At 63.7% G+C, this 18,194-nt stretch carries 13 protein-coding genes; 7 read left to right on the top strand and 6 right to left on the bottom strand.

Annotated elements, in window-relative coordinates; genetic code table 11:
• Window positions 1-6: 6 nt before the first annotated feature.
• Genes FJ972_RS21905 through FJ972_RS21895 form a run of 3 tightly spaced genes read left to right on the top strand, consistent with a single transcriptional unit; the run spans window position 7 to window position 4,973 of the window.
• Complete coding sequence (locus FJ972_RS21905) at window positions 7-1,482, top strand: ATP-binding protein (RefSeq protein ID WP_140520715.1); 1,476 nt, start codon at window positions 7-9, stop codon at window positions 1,480-1,482.
• A complete protein-coding gene (locus FJ972_RS21900) occupies window positions 1,482-4,442 on the top strand; it encodes a bifunctional [glutamine synthetase] adenylyltransferase/[glutamine synthetase]-adenylyl-L-tyrosine phosphorylase (protein WP_140520714.1) in 2,961 nt (986 codons plus the stop codon). The genes FJ972_RS21905 and FJ972_RS21900 overlap by 1 nt, the downstream gene beginning before the upstream one ends.
• Window positions 4,443-4,493: 51 nt before the next feature.
• The gene (locus FJ972_RS21895) at window positions 4,494-4,973 is read left to right on the top strand and encodes a DUF4179 domain-containing protein (RefSeq protein ID WP_140520713.1); all 480 of its coding nucleotides are present in this window, start codon (window positions 4,494-4,496) and stop codon (window positions 4,971-4,973) included.
• Between the two features lie 44 nt (window positions 4,974-5,017).
• Here the strand turns inward: FJ972_RS21895 and FJ972_RS21890 are convergent, their stop codons facing one another.
• A complete protein-coding gene (locus tag FJ972_RS21890) occupies window positions 5,018-7,342 on the bottom strand; it encodes a PAS domain-containing sensor histidine kinase (RefSeq protein ID WP_140494675.1) in 2,325 nt (774 codons plus the stop codon).
• 243 nt (window positions 7,343-7,585) lie between these two features.
• On the opposite strand from FJ972_RS21890, the gene FJ972_RS21885 reads away from it, so the two are divergent.
• Complete coding sequence (locus FJ972_RS21885; RefSeq protein WP_140520712.1) at window positions 7,586-7,999, top strand: hypothetical protein; 414 nt, start codon at window positions 7,586-7,588, stop codon at window positions 7,997-7,999.
• A 101-nt stretch (window positions 8,000-8,100) separates the two neighbouring features.
• Here the strand turns inward: FJ972_RS21885 and pepN are convergent, their stop codons facing one another.
• Entirely contained in the window at window positions 8,101-10,746 is a 2,646-nt protein-coding gene (gene pepN / locus FJ972_RS21880) for an aminopeptidase N (RefSeq protein WP_140520711.1), read from the bottom strand.
• 282 nt (window positions 10,747-11,028) lie between these two features.
• On the opposite strand from pepN, the gene FJ972_RS21875 reads away from it, so the two are divergent.
• Entirely contained in the window at window positions 11,029-11,931 is a 903-nt protein-coding gene (locus tag FJ972_RS21875) for a DMT family transporter (RefSeq protein ID WP_224617863.1), read from the top strand.
• 9 nt (window positions 11,932-11,940) lie between these two features.
• Here FJ972_RS21875 and FJ972_RS21870 read toward each other — a convergent pair whose 3' ends face one another.
• The 3 genes from FJ972_RS21870 to FJ972_RS21860 form a co-directional block, all read right to left on the bottom strand.
• A complete protein-coding gene (locus tag FJ972_RS21870; protein ID WP_140520709.1) occupies window positions 11,941-12,744 on the bottom strand; it encodes a helix-turn-helix domain-containing protein in 804 nt (267 codons plus the stop codon).
• A gap of 48 nt (window positions 12,745-12,792) precedes the next feature.
• The gene (locus tag FJ972_RS21865) at window positions 12,793-13,665 is read right to left on the bottom strand and encodes a uracil-DNA glycosylase (RefSeq protein ID WP_140520708.1); all 873 of its coding nucleotides are present in this window, start codon (window positions 13,663-13,665) and stop codon (window positions 12,793-12,795) included.
• 109 nt (window positions 13,666-13,774) lie between these two features.
• A complete protein-coding gene (locus FJ972_RS21860; protein ID WP_140517982.1) occupies window positions 13,775-14,419 on the bottom strand; it encodes a hypothetical protein in 645 nt (214 codons plus the stop codon).
• A 220-nt stretch (window positions 14,420-14,639) separates the two neighbouring features.
• Here FJ972_RS21860 and FJ972_RS21855 point away from each other — a divergent pair, with 220 nt between their 5' ends.
• On the top strand, window positions 14,640-16,319 hold the full coding sequence (locus FJ972_RS21855) for an electron transfer flavoprotein-ubiquinone oxidoreductase (RefSeq protein ID WP_140520707.1): 1,680 nt from the start codon (window positions 14,640-14,642) through the stop codon (window positions 16,317-16,319).
• Window positions 16,320-16,456: 137 nt separating this feature from the next.
• Window positions 16,457-17,050: a DUF922 domain-containing protein gene (locus FJ972_RS21850; protein ID WP_140520706.1), complete on the top strand. Its 594-nt coding sequence runs from the start codon at window positions 16,457-16,459 to the stop codon at window positions 17,048-17,050.
• Between the two features lie 13 nt (window positions 17,051-17,063).
• Here the strand turns inward: FJ972_RS21850 and FJ972_RS21845 are convergent, their stop codons facing one another.
• Window positions 17,064-18,092, bottom strand: coding sequence for an endonuclease/exonuclease/phosphatase family protein (locus FJ972_RS21845; protein ID WP_140520705.1), 1,029 nt, complete (start codon window positions 18,090-18,092; stop codon window positions 17,064-17,066).
• Window positions 18,093-18,194 lie beyond the last annotated feature (102 nt).

Genomic DNA, 18,194 nt, shown 5'->3' with positions numbered 1-18,194 from the left:
GGCGGCATGGCCCTTTCCGTGCCTGCCATCATGAAGACGACGGCTGCGCGGCTCTCGGCGCTCTATCTCTTGCTCTTCGCGCTCTGCGCCGTACTGCTTGTCCTCTACATGACCTCGCTTTCGGCGCGCATGCTGACCGCGCAGACGCAGGAGACCATCAACGACGAGGTGCTCGGCCTTGCCCGCGCCTACCAGCGCGGCGGCCTGCCGGTCCTGGTGCGCGTGGTGGAGCAGCGCTCGCGCCAGCCCGGCGCCAATCTCTATTTGATCGCCGACGCCAACGGCCAGATCCTGACCGGCAATGTCCAGAGCCTGGAGCCGGGGGTCATCGAAACCGAAGGCTGGACGACCGAGCCGTTCTCCTACCGTCGTTTCGGCGAAGGCGAACTCGACCGGCAGCGCAGCACACCTTCCGATCAGGCCACGCCGCAGGCCGGCGATACGGCGGTCCGATCCGAAGGCGAGAAGGGCCACAATGCGATCGCCCTGGTGCTGCGCCTGCCGAACCAGATGATCATGCTGGTCGGCCGCGATCTGGGCGAACCTGAGCGGTTCCGCGCCGTCATCCGCCGCTCCCTGATGCTGGCGCTCGGCATGATGGGGCTGGGCGGGCTGTTGATCTGGTTTTTCGTCGGCCGCGCCGCGCTGAAGCGCATCGATGGCGTTTCGGAAGCCAGCCGCCGCATCATGGGCGGCGATCTTTCGGGCCGGCTGCCGGTGACCGGCGCCGGTGACGAATTCGACCGGCTTTCCGAGAACCTCAATGCCATGCTGGCTAGGATCGCCATGCTCAACGAGGGGCTGAAGCAGGTTTCCGACAACATCGCGCATGATCTGAAGACGCCGCTGACCCGGCTGCGCAACCGCGCCGAGGCGACGCTTTCGGGCAAGCACAAGACGTCGGACTACCGCCAGGCGCTGGAAGGCACCATCGCCGAGTCCGACCAACTCATTAAGACCTTCAACGCCATCCTGATGATCTCCCGGCTGGAGGCGGGTTATTCCTCCGAAAGCACCAGTCGCGTCGATCTGGCCGCAGCCGTGCGCGATGTGGTCGAACTCTATGAGCCGGTGGCGGAAGAGGCTGGCGTTTCGCTCGAAGCCGCGGTCAATGGCGCATTCCTTGTCGACGGCAACCGCGAGCTGATCGGCCAGGCGCTGTCTAACATCGTCGACAATGCGATCAAGTACTCGACCGATTCCACCTCCAAGCCGACTGTCCGCGTGACGCTCGAACGCGCGCATGGCGAAATCAGGCTTGTCGTCGCCGACAACGGCCAGGGCATTCCGGACGATGCCGATCGCGCCCGGGCGACGGAACGGTTCGTGCGGCTCGAGAAGAGCCGTTCCCAGCCAGGTTCCGGGCTTGGCCTCAGCCTCGCAAAGGCGGTCATGACATTCCACTATGGCCGGCTTGATCTGTTGCCTGGTAATCCCGGATTATCCGTGGTCATGAGTTTTCCCGCGCGGGAGGATCATTGATGACGGCGGCTGCAAAGCGGACGGCGAAGGACTGGCTGTTGAAGCCCGCGGCAAGGCTTGCTCCTCTGGACGACAGCCGGGCCCGGCAGGAGCTGGCCGAGATCGCCACCTTGGCACGCGAAGAAGGATTGACACGGCTGGCGAAATTCCTGGCTGGAACCGGTGAGGCGCAGGACTTCCTGGCCGCTGTCTTCGACCTGTCGCCGTTCCTGCGTGACATGGCGCGTCGCCGGCCGCAGATATTGGATGGGCTTTTCGACCAGCCGATCGAGGCCCGGCTGAAGGCGATCATCGTGGCGATCGACCGGGCATCGTTCTCCGAGACGATCTCCGAATCCAGATTGATGATGGAACTGCGGCAATGGAAGGCCGATGCGCATTTCCTGATCGCGCTGGCCGATCTGGCCGCCGAGGCCGAGACCTCGCTTACGGTGCGGCGGTTGAGCGACCTTGCCGATGCGTGCACGCGCGCCGCCGTCGATTTTCTGCTGCGCGACGCGCATGGCCAGGGCAAGCTGAAGTTGCCGGATCCCGCCAATCCCTCGAACCGGTCGGGCTGGATCCTGCTCGGCATGGGCAAGCTTGGCGCGCATGAGCTCAATTTTTCCTCCGATATCGACCTCGTGGTCTTCTTCGACCCGGAAGCGTCGGCCGTCGTCGATCCGCTCGATGCGACGGAGCTGTTTTCGCGGCTGACGCGCCGTCTGGTGCGCATCCTGCAGGACCGCACCGAACATGGTTATGTCTTCCGCACCGACCTCAGGCTGCGTCCCGATCCCGGTTCGACCCCGCTGGCGATCCCGGTCGAGGCGGCGCTGCGCTACTACGAGGCGCGCGGCCAGAACTGGGAGCGCGCTGCCATGATCAAGGCGCGTCCTGTGGCCGGCGATCTGGACGCCGGCACCGCTTTCCTCAAGGAGCTCCAACCTTACATCTGGCGCAAATACATGGACTATGCCGCGATCGCCGACGTCCACTCGATCAAACGCCAGATCCACGCCCACAAGGGGCATGGCGAAATCGCGGTCAAGGGCCACAACGTCAAGCTCGGGCGCGGCGGCATCCGCGAGATCGAGTTCTTCGTCCAGACGCAGCAGCTCATCGCCGGCGGCCGCTTCCCGGAACTGCGAGGCCGCGAGACCGTGCCGATGCTCGGCCAGCTGGCCGCGCGCGGCTGGATCACCGCCGAGGCACGCGACGCACTGGCCCGGCAATATTGGTTCCTGCGCCGGGTCGAGCATGCCATCCAGATGGTGGCCGACGAGCAGACGCACACCCTGCCGGAGGATGATGAAGGGCTGGAGCGAATCGCGCGCATGCTGGGCTTTGCCGATGCGGCTGCTTTTTCCCTGGGCTTCCGCGCCTCGCTGCAGCAGGTCGAACGTCACTACGCGGCGCTGTTCGAAACCGCACCGGAGCTTTCGGCAGGCATCGGCAATCTGGTCTTCACCGGCGACGTCGACGACCCCGATACACTGCAGACGTTGCACGGTCTCGGCTTCCAGCGAACGAGCGACATCTGCCGCGTGATCCGTGGCTGGCATTTCGGTCGCTACCGCGTCACCCAGTCGGCTGAGGCGCGCGAGCGACTGACGGAACTGACGCCGGCGCTGCTCAAGGCTTTCGGCCAGACGCGTCGGGCCGATGAGGCGTTGATCCGTTTCGACGAGTTCCTCGCCGGCCTGCCTGCAGGCATCCAGCTCTTCTCGCTGCTCCAGTCCAATCCGGCGTTGCTGAAGCTTATGGCGACGATCATGGGCGCCGCGCCACGACTGGCCGCGATCATCACGCGCCGGCCACATGTGTTCGATGGCCTGCTCGATCCCGCTCTTCTCACCGAATTGCCGGATCGTGGCTATCTATCGGCACGGCTTACCGCTTTCCTCGAAGGCGACCGCGCCTATGAGGACGTTCTCGATCGTTTGCGCATCTTTGCCTCCGAGCAGAAATTCCTGATCGGTGTGCGGCTGCTCGCCGGCTCGATCGATCCGGCCCGCGCAGGCCGCGCCTTTTCTGACCTGGCCGACCTCACCATTGAGGCCGCGTTGCGCGCGGTTATGGCCGAATTCGAGGCGCGCCATGGCACAATCGCCGGCGGCGTGGTTTCGCTGCTCGGCATGGGTAAGCTCGGCAGCCGTGAATTGACGGCGGGGTCGGATGTCGACCTCATCCTGCTCTACGATCACGATGCGGACGCCGAGGAATCCGACGGTGAAAAACCGCTGGCGCCCTCGCATTACTACACCAGGATGACGCAGCGCCTCATCTCGGCCGTTTCCGCGCCGACCGCGGAAGGCGTGCTCTATGAACTCGACCTGCGGCTGCGGCCGTCCGGCAACAAGGGGCCAGTGGCCACCCACGTCGACGCCTTCAAGAAATACCAGCGCCAGGAGGCCTGGACCTGGGAGCACATGGCGCTGTCGCGGGCGCGCGCCATTGCCGGAGATGCCAGGCTCTGTGCCGAGGTCGAAGCCGACGTTGCGGCGGTGCTCGGGCAATTGCGCGACGCAGCAAAGGTGAAAGCGGAAGCGTCCGACATGCGCGCCATGATCGAAAAGGAAAAGCCGCCGCGCGACCTCTGGGACATCAAACTCATTGCCGGCGGCCTGATCGATCTCGAATTCATCGCCCAGGTGGCCGTCGTCACGGGCAATGTCGAGTCCGGCCGCAGGGTCACGGCAACCGCGGAGGTATTGTCGCGCCTTGCGCCACAATTCGCAGCCGCCGATGTCAGGGAGGAGCTTGGCGAGGCCTACCGCCTCTATCTGGCGCTGACCCAGATGATCAGGCTTTGCCTCACCGGCCAGTTCGAGCGGGACGATGTGCCGCCGGGGCTTTCGGATCTGCTTCTGGCGGTCACCGACTTGCCGGATTTCGGTGTGCTGGAAGCACATCTCAAGGAGACGTCGCGGAAGGTCAGGAAGGATTTCAACCTTCTGCTTCGTGCCGGGCGGCCGTGATCGACGGCCGTGCGGATCGCATCGGGGGTGACGATGCAACAGGAGAAGACCATGAGAAAGACAACCAAGCTCGCGTTCGCCTTCATCGCGTTGGCAGGAGCCGTCGGCACTGCGGCCTATGCCGAGAACATCGACAGCGCAAACATGCGTGAGCGCACGATGATGCGCCTCAACAAGGCGATGAAGGACAATGACGGCACCATCAGCTTCGACCAGTTCTCAAGCGTCATGGATTCGCGGTTGAAGAAGCTGGTCGCCGACAATGGTGGCAAGCTCACGGTGGAGCAGCTCGCCGCAGCGCTGGAAAAGGCCCGCTTCGAGCACATGGCCAGGCGCATCATCGCGCGTTACGACAACAAGGGCGACGGTACGCTGACGACGGACGACATCGCCAGTCGCGACAAGAAGCTCTTTGCCCTGCTCGACAAGAACAACGACGGAAAGATCAAGAAGGGCGAACTGCCAAAGGGCGGCCGCTTTGGCTTACACCGTCAGTGGGATGACGAAGGCGACGACGGCAGCATGCAATAACGCCTTCCGGCACGGGCTTCGGCGACATCGCCGGAGCCCGTTGCTTAAGCCGCGACCTTGACCACGGGCGTCGCCTTCTTCACCGGAATGCGCACCGACACGATCGTGCCGACACCTTCGGTTGAGCGGATTTTCAGGGCACCGCCTTGCAGTTCGGCCAAAGAGCGCGAGATGGCGAGGCCGAGGCCGGACCCGGCATGGCTCTTGGAGAACTGGTTCTGCACCTGTTCGAAGGGCCGTCCGAGCTTGCCGAGCGCCTCCTTCGGGATGCCGCAGCCATTATCCTCGATCGTCAGCACCAGCGCCCCTGAGGTATTGCGGGCCCTGACCGATATGTGGCCGCCTTGGCCGGTGAATTTCACTGCGTTGGACAAAAGGTTTATGACGATCTGCTTGATCGCTCGGCGGTCGGCAAACAGCGTCAGCGCGTCGGCGATGCGGGTCTCCACGGTGATCGCCTTCTGTGCGGCCTGCAGCGAGACGACCCTGACCGTCTCGCTGATCAGCGGGCCGAGATCGATCTCTTCGCGGTCGAGCGAGAATTGGCCGGCCTCGATTTTCGACATGTCGAGAATGTCGTTGATGACGCCCAGGAGATATTTGCCACTGCTGTTGATGTCGGTGGCGTATTCCTCGTAGCGCTCCGATCCCAGCGGGCCGAACAGCCCCTGTTCCATCAGCTCGGAGAAGCCGATGATGGCGTTCAAGGGCGTGCGCAGTTCATGCGACATGTTGGCCAGGAATTCGGACTTGGCCCGGTTCGCCGCTTCGGCGCGCTCGGTTTCCTTCATGTATTTGCGGTTGAGCTCGACCAGTTCGCGCGCGCGCTCCTCTTCGGCCCGGCGGGCGAGGCTGAGATCGTGTATGGTCGCCATCAGCCGGCGCTCGCTGTCGACCAGCTTTTCTTGATGCAGCTTGATCTGGGTGATGTCGGATCCGACCGAGACAATGCCGCCGTCGCGGGTTCTGAGTTCGTTGACCTGCAACCAGCGGCCGTCGGCCAGCTGCCGTTCGAACGTCGCGCCGCCCTGCGGTCCATTGCTGTTGGCAAGCCGCCGATCGGAAGCGAAAGCGAGCATGCGCTCTTCCAGCGTGGCGCGCACGGCGCCTGGCATCACGTCACGGTCCGAAAGGCCATTGTCCTTCTGGTATTTGGAATTGCACATGATCAGCCGCTCGGCGGCATCCCACAGCACGAAGGACTCGTTGATGTTCTCGATCGCCGTCCTCAGGCGCAAATCGGCTGCCTCGGAACGAAGCGCCAGGTGACGCTGCTCGGTGACGTCGACGGCGATGCCGATCAACTGGATTTCGGGTGCTTCCGGATCCATGACCTGCGCCCTTGCGCGCATCCATACCCACTGCCCGTCGGCATGCCGCATCCGGAACACCTGATCGATATGATCGATCTCGCGCGCGACGATCTTGTTGGCGAGCTGGAACAAGTCGCCATCATCGGGATGGATGATCTCGTCGACCTCGCCGAAGGACAGCATCGTGTCGCATGGCTCGTAGCCCAGCATGTCGTACATCGAGCGCGACCAATACATCTTGCCGCGCACCATGTCCCAGTCCCACAAGCCGCAGCGGCCGCGTACCAGCGCCATGTCGATGCGTTGATGCGCTTCGAGATAGATGCGGTCGGCCGCCTGCGCGCGCGCCGCCTGGCCGAAATAGGCATAGAGGATGATGATCAGCACGCCGGCCGTCAGTACGAACAGCGTCACATTCAGCGAGACTGTCTTGCGCCAGGCGTCGAAAACCGCGTCCTGCGGCACCAGCGCCGCTGCCGCGCCTTTGCGACCGTTCGTCAGGCTGACCGCTGCATACCAGTCCTGCCCGCCAATATCGACCTCCATCACTCCGGCGCGGTCGCCGAACATGAACAGAGGCTGGCCGCCCTGGGCGAGGCTATCCAGCGAACGGCCTTGCCAGGACATCGAGCGCGGCGTCACCGCGGTGATCTTGAAGGCGCTGTCGGTGATGACAAGAACGTGGCCGCGGCTCATCGCGCCCTGGCGGCTGGTCGTTTCCAACAGGTCCTGGATGGCGCCCGGCGCGGTGTCGGACGTGGTGGCCAGCGAACTCGCCAGTTGACCGGACGCCAGCATCAGGATCGCCTTGGCGTTGCGCTCGATATCGTCGCGTTCGTTCATCAGCGACAGGACGCGCAGCGCCGCGATCGCGATCAGGAAGATGACGATGAGAGCCGGTATCGATCGGCGCAGCAATGGCTCCGCCGCCAGAAGCCGCTTGTAGGCCGGTTCGGCGATGAGCCGCGTATTCCCGGCAAGGCCGTCGCCTCGCGGCGTCTCGCGACGCGCAAAAGCTATCCCTCCGGGCGCGCCCCACGCGTCCGCCTTCGCCATAAATGGCACTCCCCGATTTGCCTATGCTTGATGATCCGGCAAACGCCGCACTTCCGAATCGCCATTAAAGAATCAAAGGTGATTCGCCTTGTCCAGTGGTCCGGCGAAAAAAGATTAAAAATCGACTAAAATAGCGGCTTTTCCGCCAACCGAGCAGAGGCATGCGATGGCGATTACCGTGGAAAGGGAATAATATTAGAAATCACGCATATTCCGTGCGGGATTGCACATTGGGAGGAAAGCATGAATCGCAGAACTGCAATTGCTCTCGGCGTGTCAGCGGCAGCGGTAACGCCTTTGTTCGCCCTGGCGGCGTCGGTAAAAACGAGGACATACGGCCCGAAGGAGGGCAAGGAGATTGCGCCCGGCATCAGAGTGGTGGAGGTAGGCACGGGAAACTCAGACATTCCTGCCTACAAAAGCATCTCAATCGTCGATGTCGTGTTTCAGCCCGGCACACATGCGCCGGCGATGGTGATGGACAACGACATGGTATGCACCATCACTGCGGGCGAATTCACGATCAAGAAGGCCGACAAGGAGTTCAAGCTCAAGGAAGGCGACATATACACTTGCGCCAAGGGCAAGACCGACGAGGCGACGAATACGAGCGCCGAGGTCGGCGTGCATCGCATCGCCATGTTGATACCCGCGTAGGGAGGCGGGAATCCGTTCGAGCAGCAGAAGCACAGCCTGACGGGCCGGTGGCGTTGCCTTGGCATTGCCGCCGACCACCATGGTGGCCGCTTGGGTCTGGCTCACGCCAGCGTACGCTCGACGATATCGCTTAAATCCGCCGACAGGTTTTCGGCATTGGCAATCGAAAGCAGCGCTTCCCTGGCCTTGGCCTGCCGGCCAGGTTCGAGCGAACGCCACGACCGGAGCGCCGTTGCCAACCTTGCCGCCACCTGCGGATTGCGTTTTTCGACCTCGAGCACGGTCTGCGTGAAGAATCGGTAGCCTTCGCCGTCGGCGCGGTGGAATCCGGTCTGGTTGGCACTGGAGAATGTGCCGATCAACGAGCGCACCCGGTTCGGATTGGCCATCGAGAAGGCCGGATGCGTGGTCAGGGCGCGAACCGTCTCCACCGCCTGCGGACCGGGTACGCTGGCCTGAATCTGGAACCATTTGTCCATCACAAGCGGGTCGGACGCATATGTCGCTTCGAAAGCCGCCAGTGCCTTGTTTGCCTCCGGCGAACCATGGTGGCGGTGCGCGAGCACGGTCAGTGCCGCCGCGCGGTCAGTCATATTGGTGGCCGACCGGAAGTGCTCCGCCGCAAGCCCGGCGCCATCTGACAGCAGCGAGAGATAATCGAGCATGACGTTGCGCAGCGCCCGCCGTCCGGCGGAAGCTGCGTCCGGGCTGAACGGGCCGGCGTCGGCAAGCCGCTCGTAGAGGCCGGCGAACGCGTCGCGGTTAGCCCTGGCGATTGCCAGCGCCAGCGCCTCGCGCGCAGCGAAGATGGCGTTGGGTTCGATGTTTTTGCCGATGTCGCGCGCTATGTCGGTCTCGCCCGGAAGCGAAAGCGCCAGCGCCCGGTAGGCCGGCTCCAGCGTCTCGTCGCTCGCGATCCTGCCGGCAAGCTCGGTCAGCCGCGCGGTGAAGCCAGGCTCGGCGCCGTCGAGAATCTGGCGGAAGGCCAAGATCAATGCATCCGTAAGCAGCGTGTTGAAGGTCTGCCAGCGCGAGAAGCTGTCGCTGTCGTGGCCGGCAAGGAAGAATTGGTCATCGGTCTTCTGCTCGACGGCAAGCGTTATCGGCGCCGAGAAGCCGCGGTTCAGCGAAACCGCCGGACGCTCGGCGACGCCTGAGAAGCGCACCACATGCCGGCGCTTGCGGATGTGGATGATGCCGTCCTCGACGCTGGCGCCGTCGACCGTGTCATAGGCGACCGGCTCGCCACCGGCGCCAATCAGACCGAAGGCGAGCGGTATGTGCATCAGTCGTTTGCGGCTTTCCGACGGGGTCGGCGGCACCGATTGCTCGATTTCCAGAGTGAATTCCCGCTCCGCCCGGTTATAGGTCGAGCTCACCGCCAGGTTAGGGGTGCCGGCCTGATGGTACCAGAGCGCGAATTGCGACAAGTCGCGGCCGGACACCTCCTCGAACACTGTCAGGAAATCCTCGATCGTCGCCGCCGTGCCGTCGTGCCGCTCGAAATAGAGGTCCATGCCGGCGCGAAAGCTATCAGGCCCGAGGATGGTACGGATCATGCGCACCACCTCCGAGCCTTTTTCGTAGACGGTCGCCGTGTAGAAATTATTGATCTCGCGATAGCGGCGCGGCCTGACCGGATGCGCCAGCGGCCCCTGGTCCTCGGGGAATTGATGCGCGCGCAGCGTGCGCACCTCGGCGATGCGCTTGACCGCACGCGAACGTTGGTCGGCCGAGAATTCGTGGTCGCGATAAACGGTCAGCCCTTCCTTCAGGCAAAGCTGGAACCAGTCGCGGCAAGTGATTCTGTTGCCTGTCCAATTGTGGAAATACTCATGCGCGATGATCGCCTCGATATTGGCGAAATCGGCGTCCGTCGCGGTCTCTCGGTCGGCCAGCACGTATTTGTCGTTGAAGACGTTGAGGCCCTTGTTCTCCATCGCGCCCATGTTGAAGTCGGACACGGCGACGATGTTGAAGACATCGAGGTCGTATTCGCGGCCGAATGCCTCCTCGTCCCATTGCATCGATCGCTTCAAGGCATCCATGGCGTAGCCGGCGAGCTTCTCCTTGCCGGGCTCGACATAGATGCCGAGCTCGACCGTGCGGCCGGACATGGTAACGAAACTGTCGGCGACCCGGCCGAGATTGCCGGCGACCAGCGCGAACAGATACGATGGCTTGGGGAAGGGATCGTGCCAAATGGCATAGTGCCAGCCATCGCCGAGATTGCCCTTGTCGACCGGGTTTCCGTTGGACAGAAGCAGCGGCGCCTCGTCGCGGCGGGCTTCGATCCGCACGGTGTAGACGGAAAGGATGTCGGGGCGGTCGAGGAAATAGGTGATGCGGCGGAAGCCCTCTGCTTCGCATTGCGTGCAATAGACGTTGCTTGAGCGGTAGAGGCCCATCAGCGCTTCATTGCCCGACGGCGCCAGCTCGGTCTCGATCGACAGCCGAAAGCGACGCGCCGCCGGGGGCCTGAGGATGGTCAGTCGGTCGGGCGTCACGGCAAAATCCGTCGGCTTGGCTTTCCTGCCGTCGATCTCGACGCGCCTGAGCGTCAGCCCGTCGCCATCCAGCACAAGCGGCGTAGAGGCCGCGACGCCATCCCGGCGCTCGACGGTCAAAATTGCCGTGACGATCGTCGCGCCTGGCGAAAGACGGAATTCAAGGTTCGTTTCCGGAATGAGATAGTCGCTGGGGCGATAGTCTTCGAGTTTGAAGACCTGGCCAGTGTCGGTGCGCATTCCTTGGTTCCTGTCTTTCCGGGCCTGTCCTGCCCGTCCAAAATTTTGAAGTCCGCGCTCTTTACACGAACCGGCGGCTCGACAAAACTGCGACAAGGTCTATTCAGACCTTCCTTTCCAGCATCGCGAGGCAGTCATGGCCGCCGTCTACGACGTCAGGCATATCGAGAGACCGGCAACGCCGGCGCGCACCTGGGCAACCACGCGGGAAGCGGCGGGAGCGTGACAGCAGGCCGCGACAACAGTGACAATACCGTAGGGCACAACACGCTCACTGGCATTATGCTGAAGATCGTCTCGGTGGCGGTCTTCGTCGGCATGTCGACCTGCATCAAGGCGGCGGGCACTGTGCCGGCGGGACAGATCGTCTTCTTCCGCTCCTTCTTCGCTATCTTTCCGATCATTGCCTTTCTGGCTTTCAAGGGAAATCTCGGCACGGCTTTCAGTACAAGCCGTCCGTTCAACCACATCGCGCGCGGCGTCGTCGGCGTCTGCGCCATGGGGCTCGGCTTCTTCGCGCTGACGCGGTTGCCGCTGCCAGAAGCAATCACGCTGAATTACGCCCAGCCACTGTTGGTGGTGGTGTTCAGCTCGATTTTCCTCGGCGAAGCCATTCGTGTCTATCGCTGGAGCGCGGTCGCCGTCGGCCTCGTCGGTGTGCTGATCATCTCCTGGCCGGAGCTGACGCTCCTGAGTTCCGGCGAGGCGCTCGATGACCAGGAGGTGCTCGGCGTCATCGCCGCATTGATAGCGGCGGCGATTTCGGCCGTCGCCATGCTGCTCGTGCGCAATCTCGTGCAAAGCGAGCGCACCGCCACGATCGTGCTTTGGTTTTCGGTCACCGCGAGCGTCATGGCGCTGCTGTCGCTGCCGTTTGGGTGGCAGGCGCTGACGCCGGGGCAGGCGGTCCTTCTTGTCGCCGCCGGCTTCTGCGGCGGCCTTGGCCAGATCCTGATGACCTCGGCTTACCGCCATGCCGAGGCATCGGTGGTGGCGCCGTTCGAATACACCTCGATGATCCTCGGCGTCTTGGTCGGCTATCTCGTCTTCGGCGATGTCGCCACGCTGAACACGCTGACCGGCGGTCTGATCGTCGTTGCCGCCGGCATCTTCATCATCTGGCGCGAACGTCAACTCGGCCTGGAACGCACCCGCACGCGCAAGGCCGCCCCGCCGCAGGGGTGATCAGCACCGTTAGGCCCGCTCTTTCGCCAATCTTACCAGCGCCGTCCGCGTCTGCTCGTCGGCCGGAAAGAAGGACTCGATCGCCAGCTCCGACAGCGTCACGTCCAGCGGCGTGCCGAACACGGTGATGGTGCTGATGAACGACAGCACCTGATCCCCATGGGCAAGCCGCAGCGGATGCACGATGCCGCTCGGCTCGACCCGCGCCGGCCGCCCACTCTTCGGGCCGGAGGGATAACCGCGCAACTCACGCTCCAGTTCGATCAGCACCGGATCGCCTGACGCGTCGTTCTGGTGCTTCAGGCGTTCCAGCAGGTGCGCCCGCCACTCCGCGAGATTGACGATGCGCGGCGCGACACCTCCAGGGTGCAGGCTGAGCCGCAGCACGTTGACTGGCGGCTTGAGCAGCGAGGGCTCGGAAACGTCGGCCAGGAACGGCCCAATGGCAGTGTTTGCCGAAACGAGGTTCCAGTGCCGGTCCACCGCGAGCGCCGGGAACGGCTCGTGCCCTCGAAGCACCGTCTCGACCGCCGCCATGGCCGGTGCCAGCGAAATGTCGGTCAGCGGCCTTTCGCTGAAGCTCGGCGCAAAGCCCGCCGCCAGCAAGAGCTGGTTGCGCTGGCGAAGCGGGATCGAAAGCTGCTCGGCCAGGTGTAGCACCATGTCGCGCGACGGCGCGGCCCGCCCGCTCTCGACGAAGCTCAGATGCCGCTGCGAGATATCGGCTTCCGTGGCGAGGTCGAGCTGGCTCATCCGGCGTCGCGTGCGCCATTCACGGATGAGGCTGCCGGCGGAGGTTTGAGGAGATATCATGAGGGCATGGTTAGGGCGACGGCAGGCGCATTTCAATTACCCGCGAGGTCATGGAGAGGTGAGCGCTCTTAGCTTCGCCTTCACCTCGAGAAAATCCCGCCAAGCCAGCTTCTTGTGCGCCGGCGTCCTCAGTAGATAGGCCGGGTGCAGCGTCGGCATCGCCGGAATAACGACGCCGGACGCTGTCGTGTGGGCGCGCCAGTTGCCGCGCAGCCGCAAGATGCCTTCGCTCGTATTCAGAAGGGTTTTGGCCGAGGGCCCGCCGAGATTGACCAGCACCTTCGGCTTGACCAGTTCGATCTGCCTTTCGATGAACGGCCGGCAGATCTCGGTTTCGTGCGGCGTCGGCGTGCGGTTTCCCGGCGGCCGCCAGGGGATGACATTGGCGATGTAGACGGATGTCCGGTCTAGCCCGATCGCGGCCAACATGCGGTCGAGCAGCCGGCCGGAGCGGCCGACGAAGGGCAGGCCTTCTATATCCTCGTCACGGCCGGGCGCCTCGCCGACCAGCATCACCGATGCATCCGGGTTGCCGTCGGCAAAGACCAGGTTCTTGGCGGTGAACTTCAGGTTGCAGCCGTCAAAAGTCGACATGTGCTGGCGAAGCTCGTCCAGCGTCGAGGCAGCCGAGGCCAATTCACGCGCCAGCGCCGCCTGCGCCTCGTCGGGTACCGCCGAAATGGGCGGGCGCGCCGGCGGAGCGTTAGGCACGGCGCTCGCATCGAGACGCGGTTGGGCGGGCCGCTCCGGTGCTCTGCTATCGCTCGGCGCGGCAGCCGGCATCCGCTCCGCCGGCTTGGGCGCGGCTTCCGCGAAGCGGTTCACCGGCGCGTCCTCCAACGCCTCGTCGACGCCCGCGCTGGCATAGAAGGCGAGCAGCTCGGCGATATCAGGTCGGCTGTTTGGGGAAGCGGCAGTCATGGCGCCACCATCGTTCGACTGGTCGCATATTGCAAGTTGGTGATTGGGGACATTGGCACAACCGGGCAATGACGGCCTGTCTGTGGCAGCGTCATACGCTCACCGCAACCTAACCCGTCGGTATGCGCGGGTCCTGCACCAGATAAAAGGTCCAGCGCGGCGTATAGTCGGTGATCAGGAATTCGAACCTGGCGGTCTTTAGCGGGTCGACCTTGCCGTTCTTGAACAGCAGACGGTCATACGGTTCAAAATCGCGGTCGAAATCGGCAAAATTGCTCGACCAGATATTGTCAGGCGTCTTGTTGCGCTGGTCGAACGAAAGCCCGTCGCCGAAGACGCTCGGCTGATTCAGGACCTCCTGAAGCTCGAACTGGAATTCGATCCAGGCCTGGCCGCTGTTGTTGAGCACGTCCAAGCGCAAATACATGATGCCGTTGGCGAACTCGCCCGCCTTGCCGAACGCCTGGATCGGCTTGGTTGCACGGATGGTCAACGTCACCGGCGTCGCTGAATTCAGCTCTTCGGTGATGACGAGCGGATCGTCCTTGGTGCCGGTGCCGGAAGCGCCGGTGATTTCGAACCCGCCAAGCTCGTCGGAGAAGGAGTAGGCACCGGTGGCCCAGACCTTCACCTCGTCTGCAAAGGCATGGACCGGCGCCAGCAGGGGGAGGGCCGAAAGGAACGCCCGGCAGGCCCTGCCGGGCGTCGATGGGAAGCGCGTTGATGAGAAGCCGGCTGGCCCAGGAATGCGCATGGTGCGAAGTATGGCCGATAAGCAAGCCGTCGAACAATTAAAAACGTACGCGTTGCGGGCAGGCCGGCGCAAAACGGGTGTCCTTCGGCACGATGCGCGACTTTTTGGCCAAATCCGCGTTGTCACAGACGCGCCGGTTTCCTGTCGCGACTTGATGCGCTATGCAGCGCATGAGCCAGCAAGATACGCGCAATAGCGACAAGCCAGTGCGGAGGGGTTGATGAGCGATATCGAACGCGAAAGCATGGAATTCGACGTGGTCATCGTCGGTGCGGGCCCGGCCGGCCTCGCCGCCGCCATCCGCCTGAAGCAAGTCAATCCCGAGCTTTCCGTGGTCGTGCTGGAAAAGGGCGGTGAGGTTGGCGCCCACATCTTGTCAGGAGCCGTCGTCGATCCAATCGGCATCGACCGGTTGCTGCCGGGCTGGCGCGACGAACAAGACCATCCATTCAAAACGCCGGTCACGGCGGACCATTTCCTGGTGCTTGGCCCCGCCGGCTCTTTCCGCCTGCCCAACATGATGATGCCGCCTCTGATGAACAATCACGGCAACTACATCGTCTCGCTTGGCAATGTCTGCCGCTGGCTGGCCGCCAAGGCCGAGGCGCTCGGCGTGGAAATCTATCCGGGGTTCGCCGCGGCCGGCCTGCTCTATAACGAGGAAGGCGCCGTCACCGGTGTTGTCACCGGCGACATGGGCGTCGAAAAGGATGGCACACACGGCCCGGGTTTCGCGCCAGGCATGGCGCTGATGGGCAAATATGTGCTGATCGGAGAGGGCGCGCGCGGCTCGCTCGCCAAGCAGTTGATCGCCAGGTTCAGGCTTTCCGAGGGCCGCGAGCCGGGCAAATACGGCATCGGCCTCAAGGAACTGTGGCAGGTCAAGCCGGAGAAGCACAGGCCGGGTCTCGTCCAGCACTCCTTCGGCTGGCCGCTCGATCTCAAGACCGGCGGCGGCTCTTTCCTCTATCATCTGGACGACAATCAGGTGGCGGTGGGCTTCGTCGTCCACCTCAATTACAAGAACCCCTGGCTGTCGCCGTTCGAGGAGTTCCAGCGCTTCAAGACCCACCCGGCGATCAGCGGTACTTTCGAGGGCGCCAGGCGGTTGGGCTATGGCGCGCGCGCGATTACCGAAGGCGGTTGGCAGTCGGTGCCGAAACTGTGCTTCCCGGGTGGCGCGTTGATGGGCTGCGCCGCCGGGCTCGTAAACGTCCCGCGCATCAAGGGCTCGCACAATGCCGTGTTGTCGGGAATGCTGGCGGCCGAGCATGTCGCCGAGGCAATCGCCGCCGGCCGCGCCAATGACGAGCTCTCCGCTTACGAAGCCGCGTGGCGGGCGACAGACATCGGCAAGGATCTGAAGAAGGTGCGCAACGTCAAGCCGCTGTGGTCGCGCTTCGGCACCATCGCCGGCGTCGCCATCGGCGGCCTGGACATGTGGCTGAACACTTTGTTCGGCTCCTCGCCCTTCGGCACGCTGAAGCATGGCAAGGCCGACTACGCCACGCTAGAGCCCGCGGCGAAGCACAAGAAAATAGACTATCCCAAGGCCGATGGCGTGCTGACCTTCGACCGCTTGTCCTCGGTGTTCCTGTCCAACACCAACCACGAGGAAAACGAGCCGGTGCATCTGCTGGTGGCGGACATGGAGCTGCAGAAGCGTTCCGAGCATGACGTCTTTGCCGGACCTTCGACGCGCTACTGCCCGGCAGGCGTCTACGAATGGGTCGACAAGGACGGCAATGCCGCTGCCGATCCGGCGGCCAAGGACGTGCGCTTCGTCATCAACGCGCAGAACTGCGTCCACTGCAAGACCTGCGACATCAAGGATCCGAACCAGAATATCGACTGGGTGCCGCCGCAAGGTGGCGAAGGCCCGGTCTATCAGAACATGTGAGCGTGCCCGGCTAAGCCGTCACGAAAACATGCGAGCGGCGGCGGACTTGTCTGTCGCCGTCGACCGCCTGCCTCGATCAAGCCCGTTGAAGCCTTCCGCCGAGTGTGGTCTGCTCGGCTCCGACAAAGGAGGCGGACATGCGCCTGACCAGCCCGACGATGCTCGCCATGGCCTTCATGCTGCTTTGCGCATCAGCCGCGTCGGCGGGCACAAAGCTCACCGTTCACATCCGCACCTATGATGTCGCTGGAAATACCGGAGCCGCCCTTGTCGAGGCAATGGACCGGCTGGGACCCAAGCACGGCTATATGACGCGCGCCATCGCCGAAACCGGTTACGCCGTGCATTGGGATCTCGATATTGTCCGGGAGGATGGAGCCTGCCATCTGCGGCAGGCCAACGGGACGCTCAACCTGACCTACACTTTCCCGCGGCTCTCGTCGGCAAGCGCAGTCCTGCGCGAGCGTTGGGACCGTTTCATGGTCGGCGTTCGCAAGCACGAGCAGACGCATGGCGGTATCGCGAGGCGGATGATGCGGGCCACCGAGACCGCGCTTGCCGGACTGCGGCGCCCGGACAACTGGTTCTGCACCGGCACGCATCTCGAGGCGCGGCGCCGAATCAAGACCATCTATGTCGAATACGAAGCCAGGCAGAACGCTTTCGATGCGCGCGAGCATCGCGGCGGCGGGCCTGTCGAGCACCTTGTCGAAGCGTTGACCAAACCCTGAGAATGCCGAAGCATCAACCGCGCGGATTGTTTTCAAGGTCGCTCGCCGCGAGCGCGCTCTCATGCTCGTCATGGGGCAGCCTGTCGTCGGGGCGAAGCGAGAACTCCACGAGTACGGGAAGATGGTCGGAGCCGGTATCTTCCAGTCGCGTTGACGACAGAATGGTCACGCCGCCCTTGCTGAACGCCTGGTCGATCGGGAGGCCTGCATAGCGGCGCAGGAAGTCGGGCAGCTTCCGGTGAATCCAGGTCGACCCGGCCGACGGCATGACCGTCAGTCCGCCGAGAGCGGCGACGCGCCGCACCGCGGCGCTCCATGGCACCGCGTTGCAATCGCCGGCCATGATGGCGGTTTGGCCGAGCGATGAAAGCTGCTCCGAGAGTTCGCCGATCTGCCAATACTGTTCCCGCGGCCACGGCCAGCTGAGATGGATGGCGGCGACGTCGGCGCTCCTGCCGCCGAAATCGATGGTCGCAACGGCCATTGCGCCCCGGCGCTCGCAATGTGGCGCGGTGCCGGCGAGAAAGGGCCGCCGCGAGAGCAGCGCGACGCCGAATACGCCGTTGGGATAGGGACAGAGGATCCGGTATGGATAGGCGCTGGCGATGTAGCCAAGCTCCGTCGCCCACATCGTCGACACCTCGTCCAGGGTGATGACGTCGGGATTGGTCCGGCCGATCAGTGACAGCACTTTTTTCGGCGTCGGGTTGTCGTAGCGCAGATTCATCTGCAGCAGGCTGTAGACTACCTGGTCGGTGGGTTTGGCGACCGCCTGAACCGGCCACGGCCGGGGCAAGGCGGTCGAAGCGGTGGCAAGAGCGGCCACGGCAAAAACCAGGGCCGCGGCCGCTTGCAGGCGAAACGATGTCGCCAGCAGCGGCAGCGCGCAAAGCGCCATCAGCACGGCGAGGTGAATGCGGAAATGCGAAAAGGAATCGAGCGCCGGGTGCAACGCGCCTAAGAAGCCGGCCACCAGCGCGACCGAGAGCGTCATCATCACGATGAATACCAGTGAAGCCGCCATGTCTCGACTGCGTTTCATCGGATCAGATCTGCATGAGTTGCCTGCGATGGTCCCCGCCCGGTTATCGGCAAAAATGCGGCTCAATCAAGATAGCGAATTGCCGGCAAGATGGCGAATCGC

This window comes from Mesorhizobium sp. B2-1-1, assembly GCF_006442975.2.
Taxonomy (GTDB): Bacteria; Pseudomonadota; Alphaproteobacteria; order Rhizobiales; family Rhizobiaceae; genus Mesorhizobium.
Note: the sequence above shows the minus strand (reverse complement) of the source record. Positions and strands in the feature narration are given on the sequence as shown.

Bases quoted from the DNA above. Each gene is read 5' to 3' on its own strand.
- FJ972_RS21905 (WP_140520715.1), top strand. From the start codon at position 7: ATGGCCCTTTCCGTGCCTGCCATCATGAAGACGACGGCTGCGCGGCTC.
- FJ972_RS21900 (WP_140520714.1), top strand. From the start codon at position 1,482: ATGACGGCGGCTGCAAAGCGGACGGCGAAGGACTGGCTGTTGAAGCCC.
- FJ972_RS21895 (WP_140520713.1), top strand. From the start codon at position 4,494: ATGAGAAAGACAACCAAGCTCGCGTTCGCCTTCATCGCGTTGGCAGGA.
- FJ972_RS21890 (WP_140494675.1), bottom strand. From the start codon at position 7,342: ATGGCGAAGGCGGACGCGTGGGGCGCGCCCGGAGGGATAGCTTTTGCG.
- FJ972_RS21885 (WP_140520712.1), top strand. From the start codon at position 7,586: ATGAATCGCAGAACTGCAATTGCTCTCGGCGTGTCAGCGGCAGCGGTA.
- pepN (WP_140520711.1), bottom strand. From the start codon at position 10,746: ATGCGCACCGACACTGGCCAGGTCTTCAAACTCGAAGACTATCGCCCC.
- FJ972_RS21875 (WP_224617863.1), top strand. From the start codon at position 11,029: ATGCTGAAGATCGTCTCGGTGGCGGTCTTCGTCGGCATGTCGACCTGC.
- FJ972_RS21870 (WP_140520709.1), bottom strand. From the start codon at position 12,744: ATGATATCTCCTCAAACCTCCGCCGGCAGCCTCATCCGTGAATGGCGC.
- FJ972_RS21865 (WP_140520708.1), bottom strand. From the start codon at position 13,665: ATGACTGCCGCTTCCCCAAACAGCCGACCTGATATCGCCGAGCTGCTC.
- FJ972_RS21860 (WP_140517982.1), bottom strand. From the start codon at position 14,419: ATGCGCATTCCTGGGCCAGCCGGCTTCTCATCAACGCGCTTCCCATCG.
- FJ972_RS21855 (WP_140520707.1), top strand. From the start codon at position 14,640: ATGAGCGATATCGAACGCGAAAGCATGGAATTCGACGTGGTCATCGTC.
- FJ972_RS21850 (WP_140520706.1), top strand. From the start codon at position 16,457: ATGCGCCTGACCAGCCCGACGATGCTCGCCATGGCCTTCATGCTGCTT.
- FJ972_RS21845 (WP_140520705.1), bottom strand. From the start codon at position 18,092: ATGAAACGCAGTCGAGACATGGCGGCTTCACTGGTATTCATCGTGATG.